Source organism: uncultured Acetatifactor sp. (genome assembly GCF_948601915.1).
Classification (GTDB): domain Bacteria; phylum Bacillota; class Clostridia; order Lachnospirales; family Lachnospiraceae; genus Acetatifactor.
The window spans coordinates 33,496-50,055 of sequence record NZ_CAPDXS010000007.1 but is presented as its reverse complement, the minus strand read 5'-3'; the positions used below and the strand labels follow the sequence as shown (position 1 = coordinate 50,055).

Here is a 16,560-nt window from a genome sequence, read left to right as displayed (position 1 = left end):
TGCGCCGCCAGCCGTTAATATGTTGACTGGAAGGTAAATCAGACAGGAGGTAAAGAAGATGAAGACAGTACAAATTTTCCTTAATTCAATCGACAAAGTCAAATCCTTTGTAAACGACATCTCCAAGTTCGACTACGACTTCGACTTGGTATCCGGCAGATACGTTGTTGACGCGAAATCCATCATGGGCATCTTCAGCTTAGATCTGTCCAAACCCATCGATTTGAACATCCATACAGAGGAAGGTGCGGACGAGGTGCTGGAGTTCTTAAAGCCCTACATCGTACAGTGACCGTCCTGTGGATGGCGGGTACATAGGGCCAGGACAACGCACGAAAGAGGAATGTCCGGGCGAAGAGGCCTTCAGGAGCGCATCCTGAAAGGCCTTTTTTATATCCGCGCCCCTATTCCACGATGAGCAGCTCTTTGGTCTCCAGGGCCCTCTCCACCAGCGCCTCTATCCCCTCGTCCAGATTGCGCTCATGGCGGCGGATGACATTGAGGTTGGGCTTGGTCACGGGATGCTTGGCCACGAAGATCGTGCAGCAGTCCTCATAGGGCAGAATGGAGGTCTCAAAGGTGCCGATCCGCTGGGCCACCTCCACGATCTCCAGCTTGTCGAAGCCGATCAGGGGGCGGTACACCGGAATGGTGCAGACCTCATTGGTGGCGGCCAGGGACTGCATGGTCTGGGAGGCCACCTGCCCGATGCTCTCTCCGGTGATCAGGCCCAGGCACTCCGTGTCCTTTGCGATCCGCTCCGCAATCCGCATCATGTACCGACGCATGATGATGGTCAGCTCCTCATGGGGGCATTTCTCATGGATGTAGAGCTGGATGTCCGTGAAATTGATCACATGGAGCCAGACGGGCCCCGCGTATCCGGCCACGGTCCTGGCCAGATCCACCACCTTCTGCCTGGCCCGCTCGCTGGTGTAGGGCGGCGCGTGGAAATACACCGCGTCCAGCTTCACGCCCCGCTTGGCTATCATGTACCCCGCCACAGGGGAGTCTATGCCCCCGGACAGAAGCAGCATGGCCTTGCCCCCTGTCCCCACGGGCATGCCCCCGGGGCCGGGGATGGTCTCCGAATAAATATATATCTTTTCACGGATTTCCACATTCAGCAGGATCTCCGGCTCGTGGACGTCCACGGACATCTCCGGATAGGCCTGCAGGACGGCGGCCCCCAGATCCGCGTTGATCTCCATGGATTCTTTGGGATAGTCCTTCCTGGCCCGCCTGGAGTGCACCTTGAAGGTCTTATGCTTGTCCGGGTAGACCTGATCCACATATTCCACCACCCGCTGGCAGAGCTTCTCGAAGCCCTCGTCCTCCGCATAGACCACAGGGCAGATGCCGGAGATGCCGAACACCTTCTTCAGCCCCTCCACCGCCTCCTCAAAGTCGAACTCTCCCCTGGCCTCCACAAAGATGCGCCCCTGGGATTTGTGGATCAGGAACTCCCCCTCGCATTTCTTCAGCGCCAGCTTCATCTGGTGCATCAGCATGTCCTCGAACAGATAGCGGTTCTTTCCCTTGATGCCAATCTCGGCATATTTTATCAAAAAAGCTGTAAACATGGCTTGTCCTTTCTTCCGCGCCGGATTTCCGGAAGCGTTCGTCAGCCCCCGGAAACCCCCGCGGATCCCAAAGCTCCGGACGGCGCCTGGGGAGGCATTCCTGCCCCCAGGGCCCGCCGGAGCCTGTCCCCGCGCCCTCAGCGTTTCCTGGTATATCTGCGCAGCATGGGAATCTTATCATACATGGCCTGCAATGTATAGTCCAGTTCTTCCTGGGTGGTATAGACGGAGAAGCTGAAGCGGATGGTGGACTCCAGCAGGGGCTTCTCGATGCCCATGGCCTTCAGCGTGGCCGAGGGCTGGGGCTTCCTGGCGGCGCAGGCGCTCCCCGCGGACACATAGATGCCCTCCTCCTCCAGCGCGTGGAGCAGCACCTCGCTGCGCACGCCCTCCACCGACACGCTGACGATATGGGGCGCCGTTCCGGCACCATCCGGCTCTCCCGGCAGAAGGCCGTTGATCCTGACCCCCTCCAGCTTCCTCACGCCGTTGCAGAAATATTCCTTGCACTGGTACAGGCGCTTCACATCGTCCTCGTAATGGGCCCAGAGCAGCTCCGCCGCCCTGGCGAAGCCCGCGATTCCCGGCACATTGTCCGTTCCGGAGCGCAGGTTCATCTGCTGGCCCCCGCCGTGGATGATCGGCTGGATCTTCACCTGGCCGCCCACGTAGAGCAGGCCCACGCCCTTGGGCCCGTGAATCTTGTGCCCGCTGGCGGACAGCAGGTCGATGCCCATCCGCCTGGGATAGATCTTCGCCTTTCCGAAGCCCTGCACCGCATCCACATGGAAGAGGGTGTGGGGATTCATGCGCTTCACCAGGGATGCCGCCTCCGCCACGGGTTGGAGGGATCCCACCTCATTGTTGGTGTGCATGACGGACACCAAAACGGTCTCCGGGGTCATGGCCCGGCGCAGATCCTCCAGGGATATCCGCCCCCAGGCGTCCACCGGCAGATAAGTCACGCGGAAGCCCTGAGATTCCAGATACCGCATGGTGTTCAGGACCGCCGGGTGCTCGATCTGGGTGGTGATCAGATGCTTTCCCTGTCTGACACCCGCCCTGGCACAGCCGATCAGCGCCATATTGTCCGATTCCGTCCCCCCGGAGGTGAAGAAGATCTCCTTCTCGTTCACCTTCAGGATTCCGGCAAAGGTCTCTCTGGCGCTCCTCAGGTACTGCTCTGCCTGTACTCCCTTCATATGGAGGCTGGAGGGATTGCCGTAGTCCTCGCACATGACCTTTGCCATCAGCTCCGCCACCTCCGGGAAGACTCTGGTGGTGGCGGAATTATCCAGATAAATTTCCATGGCTTTACTCCTTTATCAAATCAAACAGCTCTCCGGGCGAAAGCTGCAGTTCACTTATACTATCATATGCCGCAGCCACTGTCTATGTCCCTGCCGCCCGATTCCCAAAAGGCAGATTCCGGGAGCTGCTCCGCCGCCATAGCGCAGGCTCCCCCTCATGCCTCCAGCAGGTACATGATCCAGGACAGCACCGCAAGCCCCGCCGTCTCCGTCCGCAGGATCCGCTTCCCCAATGTGACCGGCAGGACACCGCTCTCCCGGGCGAGGCCGATCTCCGCCTCCGCAAAGCCTCCCTCCGGCCCTATGAACACCGCCACCCGCTGGCCGGGCCGGATGCCCTCCAGCAGGCTCTTCGTCCGGGACATGTCCTCCGCCAGCTCATAGGGGATCAGCGCCACGTCCATCCCCGAGGCCATCCCCACCGCCCGGGCAAAAGATGACACTTCCGTCACTTCCGGGATGACAGCCCTTTTGCTCTGCTTGGCCGCGGCCTCCGCAATCCCCTGCCAGCGGGCTCTTTTGGCTGCGGCCTTCTTCCCGTCCAGCTTCACCACGCAACGGCTGGCGGCCACAGGTATCACCTGGTGCACCCCCAGCTCCACTGCCTTCTGGATGATGAATTCCATCTTGTCCCCCTTGGGGAGCCCCTGGAAGAGGTAAATCTCCGCAGACAGCTCCACCGCGTCCTCTTTGATGAAGCGCAGCTCGCAGACAATCTCGGACTCCCCCAGGGAAAGGATGCCGCAGCGGTACTCCCTGCCGTCCCGGCCGTCCCTGACGGAAATCTCCTCCCCGGGGCGCATGCGGAGGACATTCCTGATATGGTTCACATCCTCCCCCATGATTATGACACGCCTGTCAGGTATATCGATCTGTGACGGATCCACAAAAAACTGATACATGGCTTTCTCCTGTCCGGCCCCGCCCCTTTGTCCGCGGGCCCTGAAATCCCCCTGCTTCCCCGCCGCGCCGGTGCAGCCGCCGCGGGCAGTCCCCGGCAGAATGCCGCCGAGCTTTCCCCCGTCTCCTGCCGTCCGAGGGAGGGGAGCCTGCCGCAGACAGGCTGCGGGGCGCGATGCCCCGGCAGGTCATCAGGCCTTCCACCTGGCGGTGACGCTGGCCCACTCGCCCTGGCGGTTCACCTCCAGCACCTGGAATCCGGCCGCCTTCACGGCCTCCACCACGGTCTCCTCCTTGTCGTCTATGATGCCGGAGGTGATATAGATGCCGCCCGGCTTCAACTGCTCCGTAATCACAGGGGTCAGGGGCAGCAGCACCTCCGCCAGGATATTGGCCACCACGATGTCGTACTGCCCGTATCCCACCTGCGCCTGCACGGCCCTGTCCGTGATGATATTGCCGATCAGCATCTCGAAGCGGGCAGGGTCGATGCCGTTGGCGGCACAGTTCTCTGCCACCGCCTCCACCGCACACTGGTCCAGGTCCGTGCCCACCGCATGGCCCGCCCCGAACATCAGTGCCAGGATCGACAGGATGCCGCTGCCCGTGCCCACGTCCAGAAGTCTGGCCCCGGGCGTCATGTATTTGCGCAGCTGCCTGACGCAGAGCTGGGTGGTCTCATGCATCCCCGTGCCGAAGGCAGTGCCCGGGTCGATGTGCAGCACCGTCCTGTCCAGGTCCTCCACCTTTACGTCCTCCCAGGAAGGAATCACCAGGATATCGTCTATATAGAACTGGTGGAAATACTGCTTCCAGTTGTTGATCCAGTCGATGTCCTCCGTCTCGTCCACAGTCACCGTGCCCTCGCCGATGTCGCAGAACTGCCGCAGCTCCTCCAGCTCCACGCGCACCTTTTCCAGAATGGCCGCCTGGTCCGTGGGCTCGTCCCCAATCGTCAGGCTGCCGTCCTCCCTCTCCTCCACAAAGAAGCTCAGATAGGCGATTCCGTCGTCCTCCGGCCCCTCCGGCAGGATGTCCACGAACATCTGCTCCTTCTCCAGGGCGGTCAGGGGCACCTTGTCCTCAATCTGGGCGCCCTCCAGCCCGATGTCGTAGAGGGCGCTGACGATGATGTCCTCGGCCTCCGTCACTGTCTTTATCCTGAATTTCTTCCACTTCATGACCTTGTTCTCCGTTTCCCGATATTCTGTTTATCATTCATCCTTCTATATTTGTTCGCTTTTTCGCCTTCCTGTTGCCCGTCATTCCCCGGGCCTGATGCACCTCCCCTGGCCCGCATCCTCTGTTCGCAGACTCCCAGGACCAGGAAGAGCAGCGGCGTGTTCAGCACCTGCTGGAAGCTGATGAGGGAGTGGGCCCCGTACATGGCGATCGCCAAAACCCCCGCCCAGAGGCAGCAGGCATCCGAATCCGCCGGAAAGGCCAGGGCTCCCCCGCCCTTTCCGGGCCCGCCGCCCCGGCTCTGTACCAGGCTCCGGCGGCTCTCCGCGCTTCCCCTGCCATAGCGCCACAGCCCTGCCAGGAATATGGCCAGATAGCTCACCGTCCCCAGTATCCCCACATTGCATAGCTGGCTCAGGACCTCATTGTGCGCGTTGGTGAAGACCGCGCCCTCCCAGTGCTCCCCCTTCCACACATCCGACCCTGTGCCCAGCCTGCCGAAGACCGCCACCCCATAGCAGTCCGGGCCCGCTCCCAGCAGCTTGTCCTTCATGTCCCCCTGAACGAAGCCCTCCAGGGCGATGCGCCACAGAAAGCCCCTGCCGCTGCCGAACCCGTCTCCGATTCCCCGTGAGGCCAGGATCAGCAGGGCGGCCGCCAGGCATCCTGCCAGACAGACCGCCGCCGCGGCAATCAGGGCTTTCTTCCCTTGACGGCGCGGCCCCCTGCTTCCACGGACATGTCCCTTTTTCCCGGATGTCCGTTCCTCCGGGATCTGCCCGCCTTTCGCAGACCCACGTTCCCCCGGAGCATGCCCGCCTTTCGCAGACCTACGTTCCCCCGGAGCATGCCGCCTTTTTGCGGACAGCAGACACGCCCCCAGGCATACCACGCCCGCGATCGCCCAGACATACCAGGCCACATTCCAGAAGACATTGCCGTCTGCAACCACGGCCGCCCTCTCCTTCCGCAGCTCCATCCCCAGCTCCATCAGCGGCATGCACAGGAAGAATCCGGCCAGAAGGGCCCAAAGCCTGGTCAGCACCTCGGCCCGCCTGCGCCCCAGCACGAAGCAGCCCGCCGCGCAGACCGCCAGGATCAGTAGGCCTCCCTGGCTGCCCTGCACGCCCAGCAGCACAAAGGCCGCCACTGCCTCCACATAGAGGAGCAGCCTGGCCCAGGGCCTGGGCTCCAGAAGGAAATGCGCCGCCGGAAGGGCCAGCACCACGCTGTAGTAGCCGCACAGCCAGTTGATGTTCCCCAGCGTGGACAGCATATGGCTGTACTCCCAGTCCCCGGGGTTCCAGTGCACCAACAGCCTCAGCGGATCGATCCCCAGCCTGTGCAGCAGGCCGAACAGCGTCACCAGGCCCAGCGCCGCCTCCCCCAGGTACAGGGGCCAGCGCGCCCCGTCATACTGCCTGGACACGAAGAAATAGATGCCGACGAACAAAAGCTGGGACACAGCCCCCATATACCAGCCCTCATAGCCCGTCCACGCAAGGCCCCCGTACTCGCTGCGCAGGGCGGAGAGGAGCACGCATATGCCGTAGGACGCCACCGCGGCGTCCACCATGCCGGGCTCCCTCCGCCTGCCTGCTCCCGCGCTCCGGCTCCCGGCCCGCTTCGCCGCCCGCCATATCCCCATGGAGAGCGCCGCGGCCAGCCAGATTCCCAGGCAGAGCAGGGAAAGGTTCTTGAACAGCATGTACTTCGTATCGCCCAGGCTCCAATAGCCCTTCCCCGTATACAGGGGCAGAGCCACCAGCAGGGCCACCAGGTACAGATTACACAAAAGCCCCAGGAATTCGTTATTTCCGTTCTTCATCGCCCCAGATTCGTCAGCTTCCATCTACCAGTCTCCCGCTTCCCGTCCGGAATTGTCCGGAAAATCTCTTCACATTATGATATCCTTTCACAGCCCTTCTGTCAACAAAATCGTCAGAGACAGCGCAATTCGGTCGCAATTCGCGCAGCAGGATTCGGAGAATCCCGCAAAAGCTTCCGCCCTCAGCGGCCATGGCCGGATCTGTGGCCATGGCCCTCTTCTCTGTGGCGGTCCGTATCCTGCCCTGCGGGCTGCTCTGTGTCCTGCTCTGTGGGCTGCAGGGCAGGGGATTCGCCGGGCGCTTCCCCGGCCTGTCCGGTAGATTGACTATTTTCATCCGTCATTCCGGCTCCCGCCTCATTTCCGGTCCCGGCTCCGTCTCCTGTCTCATTCCCGCTCCCGGTCCCATCTTCCGTCTCATTCCCGCTCCCGGCCCCGTCTCCCGCCTCATCCTCCTTCTCAGGCTCCGTCCCGCCTCCATGCCTTCCCCCATGTCCGTCTCCATGGTTCGCGCCGTGCTCATGCTCCTCGATCCTGCTGTTGATCTGGGACATGCTCATCTCATGGCAGTCCTCCACGGTGACGGTGGGCTCGTACCGCAGCAGCACCTGGTAGGCCAGGTACTTCCCCAGGGACAGCCCGTTCCCGTGGGCCTCCTCCACCAGGCTCATGTCCGCCCTGACGCTGACCCCTCCATGCTCCACGCAGCCGGAGGAACGGGCGATCTCCTCCAGCATCTGCTCCTCCCTGGGAGCGCTGTCCGTGGCCACCGTAAAGGTCAGCGCCGCGTCCCGGGTCAGATAGGGCTGCATGCCCTCGCTGCCCACGATGCTCTCGATGGCGTCCCCGTAGCGCATCCCCTTCACCGAGACCCCCTCCAGAATCCCCTGGCCGTCCTCATTGTAAGCCTCCACACCGATGACCCTGTCCAGCCGGTTCAGAGTAAGCTCCAGAGAGGGATTCAGATCGATGCTGACATAGGCCACGGGCATCCAAAGCATGGCATAGGCGCCGATGCACAGGAATACCGTGAGCATGGCCCCGGCGGCGCTCAGCGCCAGGCGGAAAGCGGGACGGGACAGGCCTCTATTCTTAGAGCGCCCCTGCTCAAGCTGTCTGGCGTCCCGCAGGAATTCTTTTGTGGAGGCCTTCAGCTCTTCGCTTGCCCGCACGCAGTCAAACGCTTTCCCGATTCTGTTCTCCTGCCTCATCACAAATCACCTCCCAGCGCTTCCTTCAGCATGGTCCGCCCTCTCGACAGGAGCGAATAGACCGTATTTTCCTTTTTGCCCAGAATCTTTCCGATCTCCCCGGCCGAGTAGCCCTCGTAATAATGCAGGTAAATGGTGTCCTTGTACTTTGCCGGCAGGGCCAATACCGCATCCAGCACCTCTGTCTGCTCGGGCGGGATCGATGCCGCCTCCTCCGCCAGCTCCTCCAGAGGCAGGGCGCTGTGGCGGAAGAAGCTTTTCAGATAATCCCGGCAGGCATTCAGGGTGACGCGGATGAACCACGCTTTCTCATGCTCCGGGCTCTCAAAGCTCCCTTCATACAGCAAATATTTTAAGAACACTGTCTGAAACACATCCTCTGTGTCCGCGGCGTTCTTCACATGATAAAGGCAAATCCGTCTTATCATGTCCGAATACCGTTCCACCGCACTGTCTACCTCAACTTCGCTGCGCACCGCTCCACCGCCTTTGCCGCCTCTCATCCCCACTGCCTCCGCCGGGATGCCTATCCTTCGCCGCTTCCTGCCCCGCCGCCCTGCCCGGGCGCTCCGCTTCCTGCCCGCAGATCCCCATACCGCAAAAGGGACTGCCGCATGCTACGGCAATCCCCGCTCCTTACCTTCAATGATGTCCGCGGCCGTGATGGCCGGAGCCGTGGCGGCCTCCTCCGTAGCTGCCGGAATAGCAGTTCCATCCTCCCTGGCCCATGCCGCAGCCATGCCCCGTGCCGTCGTAGTACGGGCATGCGGTGCTTCCGTCATAGGATCCGTATACCGTCTGGGCCTGCGCCTGGGGCGCCTCCTCTGCCGGGGCCTGATCCTCCGCCGCCGTGCTCACTGCGGGCTGGCCCTGGGCCGCCACACCGGCTCCAGGCTGGCTCTCAGGCGCTGCCGCCGGAGCCTGATCCTCTGCCGCCGCGCCCTGGGCCGTACCGATCCCGCCCTGCGTGCCATACGCCGCCCCGCCGTGGCAGTACTCCCAGTAATCGCAGACGCCGCTCACATCGATGCCCCAGTAGGCACAGTCCTGTCCGCCGCCATAGCAGTACAGATGATGTCCGCCCTCGTGGCTCCCTCTGTACTGGCGCAGGCCGCTGCCCCGAATCACACTGCCCGCGCAGGCCCCGTGATGCCCTGCGGAAACGGTCATGCCCATGGACAGCGCCAGCGCAAGAGCCGTCCCCATTGTAATGATTTTCTTCTTCATCCTCACATACCTCCGATCTGATAAATGCCGTTGTTTTCATGTCTTTACTTATAATACGACAGACCGGAGGGAAACCTTGCATTTATTCTGCAAAAAATTTATTTGTCAAAAATCTCTTTCCAGGATTTCTTTTTCTTGCCTTCCTTATGGCTCTCCTTGCCCTCTTCCCCATGCTCCGGCTCCGAGGACATGTTCTTGGCCGCGTTCAGGGAATTGCCTGTCAGCTCGTCGAACTGGCGCAGCAGCTCCCTGGCCTCGGGCTTGAGCTTGTCGGGCACCTGCACCACCAAAGTCACATAGTGGTCGCCCCGCACGTCCTTGTTCCGCCAGGAGGGCACGCCCTTGCCCCGCAGCCGTATCCGGGTATCCGTCTGGGTGCCGGCCTTCACGTCATAGATGACCTTGCCGTCCACGGTGTCGATCAGGATCTCGCCCCCCAGGGCCGCCACCGCGAAGGACACGGGGACAGTGGAATAGATGTCGAAATCCTGCCGCTGGAAGATAGGATGCCGCCCCACGATCACCTCGATCAGCACATCCCCTCTGGGGCCTCCGTTGACGCCGGGCTCGCCCAGGCCCGGCATGCGGGTGGACTGGCCGTTGTCGATTCCCGCGGGGATGTCCACGGAATAACGTTTTTTCATGGATATATATCCGGTTCCACGGCAATCCGTGCACTTGTCCTTGATGATCTTGCCGCTGCCCTGGCAGTCTGGACAGGTCTGCACGTTGCGGACAGTGCCGAAGAGGGACTGCTGGGTGAAGACCACCTGGCCCTTGCCGCCGCACTTGGGGCAGGTCTCGGGACTGGTGCCGGGCTTTGCGCCGGAGCCGTTACAGGTCTTACAGGTCTCCTTCACGTTCAGCTCAATCTCTTTCTTGCAGCCGAACACAGCCTCCTCAAAAGTGATGCGGACGCTGGTCCGCAGGTTCGCGCCCTTCATGGGGCCGTTGCTGCGGCCTCTGCTGCGGCCCCCTCCGAAGAGGTCGCCGAAGATATCGCCGAAAATATCGCCGAAGTCAGCCCCGCTGAAATCGAACCCTCCGCCTCCGCCCATTCCGCCGTCGAAAGCGGCATGGCCGAACTGATCGTACTGCCGTCTCTTGTCCGGATCGCTCAACACGGCATAGGCTTCGGAGGCCTCCTTGAATTTCTTCTCCGCCTCCGCATCCCCCGGATTCATGTCCGGATGATACTTCTTCGCCAGCGCGCGGTATGATTTTTTGATCGCCGCATCGTCCGCACCCTTATCCACGCCCAGGACCTCATAATAATCCCGCTTCTGCTCCGCCATACCAAACACCTCATAATCGAATATACGTATTGTTCTAATCTATCACAGAAAATCTAAGCCGACACCATCTCCCTGCCGCCGACTTAGATTTTCCTCTTGCCCTGAATTTCTATCTCATTTCCCGGTTGCCGCAGCTGCGTAAAGCCCGCCGCCCGCAGTCGGCTGTTTCCCTCTTCCGTCCGCTACGGTGCAGCCCGCGGAACCTGTCTCCGGCTTATACCTCCCGGAAGTCCCCGTCGATTACGTCGTCATCGGGAGCGGACGCGCTGTCTGCGCCTGCTGCGCCGCCCATGTCCGGCCCTGCCCCGCCGCCCTGGGCCTGCTGCATGTTCTCGTACATCTTGGTGAACAGGCTCTGGGCGCTGTTCATCAGCTTCTCCTTGGCGGCCTTCAGCTCATCCACATCGCTGTCGCTCATCTCCTGATCCTTGGTCCTGTCCAGGACGGCCTTCACCGCATCCAGGTCGGCCTGCACCGCGGACTTCTCGCTGTCGCTGATCTTGTCGCCCACCTCGCCGAGAGCCTTCTCGGTCTGGAATACGAAAGAGTCTGCCTCGTTCCTGGCCTCCACGGCCTCCTTGCGCTTCTTGTCCTGGGCCTCGAACTCGGCGGCTTCCTTCACGGCCCTCTCGATTTCGTCATCGGACATGTTGGAGCCAGCGGTGATGGTGATGTGCTGCTCCTTGCCGGTGCCCAGGTCCTTGGCGGACACGTTCACGATACCGTTGGCATCGATATCGAAGGTGACCTCTATCTGAGGCACGCCTCTCCTTGCGGGAGGGATGCCGTCCAGACGGAACTGCCCCAGGGACTTGTTGTCCCTTGCGAACTGCCGCTCGCCCTGCACTACGTTGATGTCCACAGCGGTCTGGTTGTCAGCCGCGGTGGAGAAGATCTGGCTGTGCTTGGTGGGGATGGTGGTGTTGCGCTCAATCAGCCTGGTGGCCACGCCGCCCATGGTCTCGATGGACAGGGACAGAGGGGTCACGTCCAGCAGCAGGATATCGCCTGCGCCCGCATCGCCCGCCAGCTTGCCGCCCTGTACGGAAGCGCCGATGGCAACGCACTCGTCAGGGTTCAGGGACTTGCTGGGCTCCTTGCCTGTAAGCTGCCTCACCTTATCCTGCACGGCAGGGATACGGGTGGAACCGCCTACCAGCAGCACCTGGCCCAGATCCGCATTGGTGAGCCCCGCGTCCTTCATGGCGTTCTGTACGGGGATGGCCGTCTTCTCCACCAGGTCGTGGGTCAGCTCATCGAACTGGGCGCGGCTCAGGTTCATGTCGAAGTGCTTGGGGCCTTCCGCGGTAGCCGTGATGAAGGGCAGGTTGATGTTGGTGGTCATGGCGCTGGAGAGCTCCTTCTTCGCCTTCTCCGCCGCCTCCTTCAGCCTCTGCATGGCCATCTTGTCGCCTGACAGATCCACGCCCTCGGCCTTCTTGAACTCGGAAAGCATCCACTGGATGATCTTGTTATCGAAATCGTCGCCGCCCAGACGGGTATCGCCGTTGGTGGCCAGCACCTCGATGACGCCGTCGCCAATCTCAATGATGGACACGTCGAAGGTGCCGCCGCCCAGGTCGTACACCATGATCTTCTGCTCTTTCTCATTGTCAAGGCCGTAGGCCAGCGCCGCCGCGGTGGGCTCATTGATGATGCGCTTTACGTCCAGCCCCGCGATCTTGCCCGCGTCCTTGGTGGCCTGGCGCTGTGCGTCGTTGAAATACGCGGGAACCGTGATCACCGCCTCGCCCACCTTCTCTCCCAGATAGCTCTCGGCATCCGCCTTCAGCTTCTGCAGGATCATGGCCGAAATCTGCTGGGGCGAATATCTCTTGCCGTCCACGGAGCGGCCGTTGTCCGTACCCATGTCCCTCTTGATGGAGGCGATGGTCTTCTCCGCATTGGTCACCGCCTGGCGCTTTGCGGGCTCGCCCACCAGCCTCTCCCCGGTCTTCGTGAAAGCCACCACGGAAGGCGTGGTCCTCGCCCCCTCCGCGTTCGCGATAACGGTGGGCTTTCCGCCCTCCATGACCGCCACGCAGCTATTTGTCGTACCTAAGTCGATGCCGATAATCTTGCTCATTTTTTATATCCTCCTGAATTGTTCTGCCTTTATCTTGAAATTTTTCCTTGATACCTAACCAATGATAATCTGCTGGTTTGCAAAACGAACTTGTTCGCTTGTGAACCATTCTCACACTACTACGGCTACCATAGAGTGTCTGACTACGCTGTCGCGGTAGGTGTACCCCTTCTGCAGCTCCTGGGCCACCGTGCCGGATTCGTACTCCTCGCTCTCCACCTGCATCACCGCGTTGTGGAGGTTGGGGTCGAACTCCTGCCCCAGGGCCTGGATGGGCTTCACGCCGATATTCTCCAGCTCCGTCATGAGCTGTTTGTAGATCCGGTTCATGCCGTCCACGAAGGGATCCTCCTTCCTGTCCTCGGGCACCGTGGCCAGACCTCTCTCGAAATTGTCCACCACCGGGAGCATCTTCTCGATGACGCTCCTGGCGCCGGTCTCGAACATGGCGTGCTTCTCCTTCTCCGTCCGGTTGCGGAAGTTCTCAAATTCCGCCAGCTGGCGCTTCACCTTGTCCTCCAGCTGTTCAATCTGATCCTTATAGCCCTGGGCTTTCTTGTCCAGCTTGGCCTGCTTCCTGGCCGCACGCTTCTCCGCCCAGGTCTTGGGATCTACTCCCTCCGGAGCCGCCTCGCTCTCTTCCCCGGCCTCGTCCGCCGTCTCCTCCTGCCCGGCCTCCCCGGCCTGCTGCCCCTTTTCGGGCTCCGGCGCCTCAGCGCACTCTTCCGCCCTGTCCTCCGTCCCGGGGGCTTCCTGATCCTTTTCTATCTCCATATCCTTTTCCTGCTCTGCCATATCCCCGATTGTCAACCTCCATTCCTTTTGCCGCTATTTTACTGCCATTTCACTTCTGTCTTGCTTCTATCAGCTTCTATATGCCCTATCCTTTCTTCCCATATAGCTCGTCAAGCTGTGTCTGTATGGCCCGAAGCGTCCCTACGACCTTGTCGTAATCCATCCGCTTTGGCCCTACGATACCGATTGTTCCCTTCATGCCGCCGCCCAATTCATAGGTGGCGGTGACCACGCTGCAGTCCTTCATGCTCTGCACCTGGGTCTCCGCGCCGATGTACACCTGGATGCCCGTCTCCTCGCCCTGGGCGTGGGCCTCCTGGAGGAGCTCTCCCAGGAGCTGCTTTTCCTCAAAGGTGTTGATCAGCTCGCTGGCCTTCTGCTGGTCGGCCAGCTCCGGGTAGCGGAAGATATTGTTGGTGCCGCTGGTGTAGATCTCCAGGTCCTCCTCCGCCCTGATGGCCTCCGCCACCGCGTCGATGACCTCGCTGACGATGGCGCTGTGGATGCCCGCCTGCTGCTTCATGACGGCTATCATGGCCAGGTTGATCTCATCGATGGACAGGCCGTTTAAGTAGGTGTTCAGCAGGATGTTCAGCTTCAGCAGGGTTTCGTCGTCCAGCTCCTCCTCCACGGACAGGATGTTGTTCTTGATCACATTCCCCTGGATGACGATTACCGCCAGGATCTGCCCCGCGTCCACCCGGGAAAGCTGGATGAACTTCAGCTTGCTTCGCTTGGTCTGGGGGGCGGAGATCATGGTGGCGTACTGGGTGTTCTGCGCCAGCACCCTGGCCATCTGCTTCAGGAGCGTCTCCATCTTGTCCTGGCGCTCCACCAGCATATCCCGCATCTCCACCACTTCCCGCTCCTTCTCCTCCATCATGGCGTCCACGTAGAGGCGGTAGCCCTTGTCTGAAGGAATCCTGCCCGCGGAGGTATGGGGCTGGAAAATGTATCCCATCTCCTCCAGGTCGGCCATCTCGTTGCGGATGGTGGCAGAGCTTAAGTTCAGGTCGGTGTACTTGGAAATGGTTCTGCTGCCAACCGGCTCCCCTGTCTCCAGGTAATTGCGGATGACTGCCTGCAGGATTTTCTTTTTTCTCTCATCCAGCTCCATCCAAGCTGCCTCCCTTTCTGTTATTAGCACTCATTTAAGGGGAGTGCTAACATCTACTAACCATAAAATAGCACTTACCCTATCCATTGTCAACCGATTTCCTCAAAAATAATTCTAAAAAAAATCTAAATAGCCTGCGCATACAAAAAACAGAATCCTCGCCAAGCAAGAATCCTGTTTTCCGCATCCGTTTTCCGTATGGGCTTCAGATGTCGAAGCAGCCGGAGACTTCGCCGTTCATCACATAGTAGACCTTGTTCTCCTCCGGCTTCACGTACATCTCCACGCTCTCTAACTCGCCCACCTTGCGCTTCAGGTCGTATTTCCATACATCCCTGGCAATCTTCAGCAGATCTTCCTGTGAGTAGGACCTGCCTGCGTACTGGATGTGGAGGACGCTCTCCACAGCCTTCTTCGCCGCAGCCTTGGGCGCCGTCTTCTTTTCGGCGGCTTTCGCGGCCTTGGGCGCCTCCTCCGCAGGTGCCTCCGTCTTGGCTGCCCTGGCCGTCTTTGCAGGCCTGCCCGCGGTCTTCTTCGCGGGGGCCTTCCTGGGCTCCTCCTGGGGCTCTGTTGCCTTGGTTTCTGCTATTTCTTCTGTCTTTATCTCTTCTGCCTTGGGTTCGATAGCTTCCGCCACTACTGTTTCCGTAGTCTTTGCTGCAGTTTTCGTCGATTTTCTTCCTGCCATGATTGTCCACTTCCTTTCTCTCATATCTATGTTCCGTTGCTGGAAACAGGCGTGGAACGGCCCTGCCGTCCCGCCTACCCTGCTGTATTGTATTCCTTTTTGCAAAAAAAGTCAACTATATAGTGTTCATTTTTCTCCGATACGCCTCTCCCGGCTCCGTGACACTGCTGAATATTCCGGGGAAACGGCCCGGGGATCATGCAGAAATACGCGGTCTGCCTCCGGCCCATGATGTCAGGCCTGTGGTATTTGTGCAGGATTCCCATGTTTTTCCTGCCTCTGCCCGCAGAATCGCCAAATGGCCGGAGGTTCCTCCTTTGATTTTACGCCGCCAGCCCGAAGTACAGCAGCACCACCGCCCCCAGCGCGATGCGGTACCAGCCGAAGACCTTGAAGTCGTGCTTCTTGATGTATCCCATCAGGAACCGGAGCACGAACAGGGACACGATGAAGGACACCACTGTCCCCACGATCAGCAGCGTCAGTTCCATGGAGGTGAACGCGAAGCCGAATTTCACCACCTTCAGGAGGCTGGCCCCGAACATCACCGGAATGGCCAGGAAGAAGGTGTACTCTGCCGCCACCGTCCTGGACACGCCGATGAGCAGGGCGCCCACGATCGTGGCGCCGGAGCGGGAGGTACCGGGGAACACGGCGGCGATCAGCTGGAACACGCCGATGAGGAAGGCGGTCTGGAAGGTGATCTGGGAGAGCCTGCGTATCCTGGGCCTCCTCCCCTTGTTCCAGCTCTCCACCACGATGAAGGCCACGCCGAACACGATCAGGGCGATCGCCACGCTGGTGGGGTTATAGAACAGCTCGTCGAACACGTCGTCGAACAGGATACCGATCACCGCCGCCGGCACGCAGGACACCAGGATTTTGAACCACAGGATCCAGATGTCCTTCTTGAAATAGGACATGATGCCGGTTTCCCCCGTCTGCTCCCGCTCTCTCCTGGTCAGGGCGAAGGGCCAGATCTGGCCCCAGAACAGCACCACCACCGCCAGGATGGCCCCCAGCTGGATGACCACGTCGAACATGCCGAAGAACTCCTCGCTGACGCCAATGCCGTTCTCAAGCGGGCGGAAGGGCATCAGGCTCTCCACCAGAATCAAGTGCCCTGTGCTGCTGATGGGCAGCCATTCCGTGATGCCCTCCACTATGCCATAGATGATTGCCTTGATGATTTCAATGAACTGTTCCATCTTCACTCTCCATTCTCTCTTTTATACTGCATAACGCTGAATACTGCCTAATGTAATCATGCGCTTGAACCGGTCAGCGTTATGCAGTCTGGCTTCACGGCAAGTGAAACCGTTAAGCAGTATATATCGC

General features: G+C 60.5%; 15 protein-coding genes. 1 reads left to right on the top strand and 14 read right to left on the bottom strand.

Going from position 1 to position 16,560, the window contains the following annotated elements; all coding sequences use genetic code 11:
- The first annotated feature begins 58 nt into the window (after positions 1-58).
- Complete coding sequence (locus Q2B33_RS02205; RefSeq protein ID WP_296455084.1) at positions 59-292, top strand: HPr family phosphocarrier protein; 234 nt, start codon at positions 59-61, stop codon at positions 290-292.
- Positions 293-404: 112 nt separating this feature from the next.
- Here the strand turns inward: Q2B33_RS02205 and thiI are convergent, their stop codons facing one another.
- The 14 genes from thiI to Q2B33_RS02135 form a co-directional block, all read right to left on the bottom strand.
- Positions 405-1,583 (bottom strand): tRNA uracil 4-sulfurtransferase ThiI, encoded by a 1,179-nt coding sequence (thiI, locus tag Q2B33_RS02200; RefSeq protein ID WP_296455087.1) that lies wholly within the window; start codon positions 1,581-1,583, stop codon positions 405-407.
- A 137-nt stretch (positions 1,584-1,720) separates the two neighbouring features.
- Positions 1,721-2,893, bottom strand: a complete 1,173-nt coding sequence (locus Q2B33_RS02195; protein WP_300567392.1) for a cysteine desulfurase family protein — start codon at positions 2,891-2,893, stop codon at positions 1,721-1,723.
- A gap of 155 nt (positions 2,894-3,048) precedes the next feature.
- The gene (locus tag Q2B33_RS02190) at positions 3,049-3,795 is read right to left on the bottom strand and encodes a 16S rRNA (uracil(1498)-N(3))-methyltransferase (protein ID WP_300567395.1); all 747 of its coding nucleotides are present in this window, start codon (positions 3,793-3,795) and stop codon (positions 3,049-3,051) included.
- A gap of 189 nt (positions 3,796-3,984) precedes the next feature.
- Positions 3,985-4,974, bottom strand: coding sequence for a 50S ribosomal protein L11 methyltransferase (gene prmA / locus Q2B33_RS02185; protein ID WP_300567398.1), 990 nt, complete (start codon positions 4,972-4,974; stop codon positions 3,985-3,987).
- Positions 4,971-6,827, bottom strand: a complete 1,857-nt coding sequence (locus Q2B33_RS02180; protein WP_300567401.1) for an O-antigen ligase family protein — start codon at positions 6,825-6,827, stop codon at positions 4,971-4,973. The genes prmA and Q2B33_RS02180 overlap by 4 nt, the downstream gene beginning before the upstream one ends.
- Positions 6,828-6,985: 158 nt before the next feature.
- Positions 6,986-8,014, bottom strand: a complete 1,029-nt coding sequence (locus Q2B33_RS02175) for a hypothetical protein (protein ID WP_300567404.1) — start codon at positions 8,012-8,014, stop codon at positions 6,986-6,988.
- A complete protein-coding gene (locus Q2B33_RS02170; protein WP_300567507.1) occupies positions 8,014-8,490 on the bottom strand; it encodes a sigma-70 family RNA polymerase sigma factor in 477 nt (158 codons plus the stop codon). The genes Q2B33_RS02175 and Q2B33_RS02170 overlap by 1 nt, the downstream gene beginning before the upstream one ends.
- A gap of 166 nt (positions 8,491-8,656) precedes the next feature.
- Positions 8,657-9,241 (bottom strand): hypothetical protein, encoded by a 585-nt coding sequence (locus tag Q2B33_RS02165; protein ID WP_300567407.1) that lies wholly within the window; start codon positions 9,239-9,241, stop codon positions 8,657-8,659.
- Between the two features lie 98 nt (positions 9,242-9,339).
- Entirely contained in the window at positions 9,340-10,536 is a 1,197-nt protein-coding gene (gene dnaJ, locus Q2B33_RS02160; RefSeq protein ID WP_300567410.1) for a molecular chaperone DnaJ, read from the bottom strand.
- 214 nt (positions 10,537-10,750) lie between these two features.
- Positions 10,751-12,622, bottom strand: a complete 1,872-nt coding sequence (gene dnaK / locus Q2B33_RS02155; RefSeq protein ID WP_300567413.1) for a molecular chaperone DnaK — start codon at positions 12,620-12,622, stop codon at positions 10,751-10,753.
- A gap of 111 nt (positions 12,623-12,733) precedes the next feature.
- Complete coding sequence (gene grpE, locus Q2B33_RS02150) at positions 12,734-13,417, bottom strand: nucleotide exchange factor GrpE (RefSeq protein ID WP_300789649.1); 684 nt, start codon at positions 13,415-13,417, stop codon at positions 12,734-12,736.
- Positions 13,418-13,502: 85 nt separating this feature from the next.
- Positions 13,503-14,534 carry a heat-inducible transcriptional repressor HrcA gene (gene hrcA, locus Q2B33_RS02145; RefSeq protein ID WP_296455110.1) on the bottom strand — a complete coding sequence of 344 codons (1,032 nt, stop codon included), beginning with the start codon at positions 14,532-14,534 and terminating at the stop codon, positions 13,503-13,505.
- A gap of 205 nt (positions 14,535-14,739) precedes the next feature.
- A complete protein-coding gene (locus tag Q2B33_RS02140) occupies positions 14,740-15,222 on the bottom strand; it encodes a DUF6465 family protein (protein ID WP_300567421.1) in 483 nt (160 codons plus the stop codon).
- 323 nt (positions 15,223-15,545) lie between these two features.
- Positions 15,546-16,430 carry an undecaprenyl-diphosphate phosphatase gene (locus Q2B33_RS02135; RefSeq protein ID WP_300567424.1) on the bottom strand — a complete coding sequence of 295 codons (885 nt, stop codon included), beginning with the start codon at positions 16,428-16,430 and terminating at the stop codon, positions 15,546-15,548.
- Positions 16,431-16,560: the final 130 nt, after the last annotated feature.

Coding starts and splice junctions, on each gene's coding strand:
- Q2B33_RS02205 (WP_296455084.1), top strand. CDS start 59: ATGAAGACAGTACAAATTTTCCTTAATTCAATCGACAAAGTCAAATCC.
- thiI (WP_296455087.1), bottom strand. CDS start 1,583: ATGTTTACAGCTTTTTTGATAAAATATGCCGAGATTGGCATCAAGGGA.
- Q2B33_RS02195 (WP_300567392.1), bottom strand. CDS start 2,893: ATGGAAATTTATCTGGATAATTCCGCCACCACCAGAGTCTTCCCGGAG.
- Q2B33_RS02190 (WP_300567395.1), bottom strand. CDS start 3,795: ATGTATCAGTTTTTTGTGGATCCGTCACAGATCGATATACCTGACAGG.
- prmA (WP_300567398.1), bottom strand. CDS start 4,974: ATGAAGTGGAAGAAATTCAGGATAAAGACAGTGACGGAGGCCGAGGAC.
- Q2B33_RS02180 (WP_300567401.1), bottom strand. CDS start 6,827: ATGGAAGCTGACGAATCTGGGGCGATGAAGAACGGAAATAACGAATTC.
- Q2B33_RS02175 (WP_300567404.1), bottom strand. CDS start 8,014: ATGAGGCAGGAGAACAGAATCGGGAAAGCGTTTGACTGCGTGCGGGCA.
- Q2B33_RS02165 (WP_300567407.1), bottom strand. CDS start 9,241: ATGAAGAAGAAAATCATTACAATGGGGACGGCTCTTGCGCTGGCGCTG.
- dnaJ (WP_300567410.1), bottom strand. CDS start 10,536: ATGGCGGAGCAGAAGCGGGATTATTATGAGGTCCTGGGCGTGGATAAG.
- dnaK (WP_300567413.1), bottom strand. CDS start 12,622: ATGAGCAAGATTATCGGCATCGACTTAGGTACGACAAATAGCTGCGTG.
- grpE (WP_300789649.1), bottom strand. CDS start 13,417: ATGGCAGAGCAGGAAAAGGATATGGAGATAGAAAAGGATCAGGAAGCC.
- hrcA (WP_296455110.1), bottom strand. CDS start 14,534: ATGGAGCTGGATGAGAGAAAAAAGAAAATCCTGCAGGCAGTCATCCGC.
- Q2B33_RS02140 (WP_300567421.1), bottom strand. CDS start 15,222: ATGGCAGGAAGAAAATCGACGAAAACTGCAGCAAAGACTACGGAAACA.
- Q2B33_RS02135 (WP_300567424.1), bottom strand. CDS start 16,430: ATGGAACAGTTCATTGAAATCATCAAGGCAATCATCTATGGCATAGTG.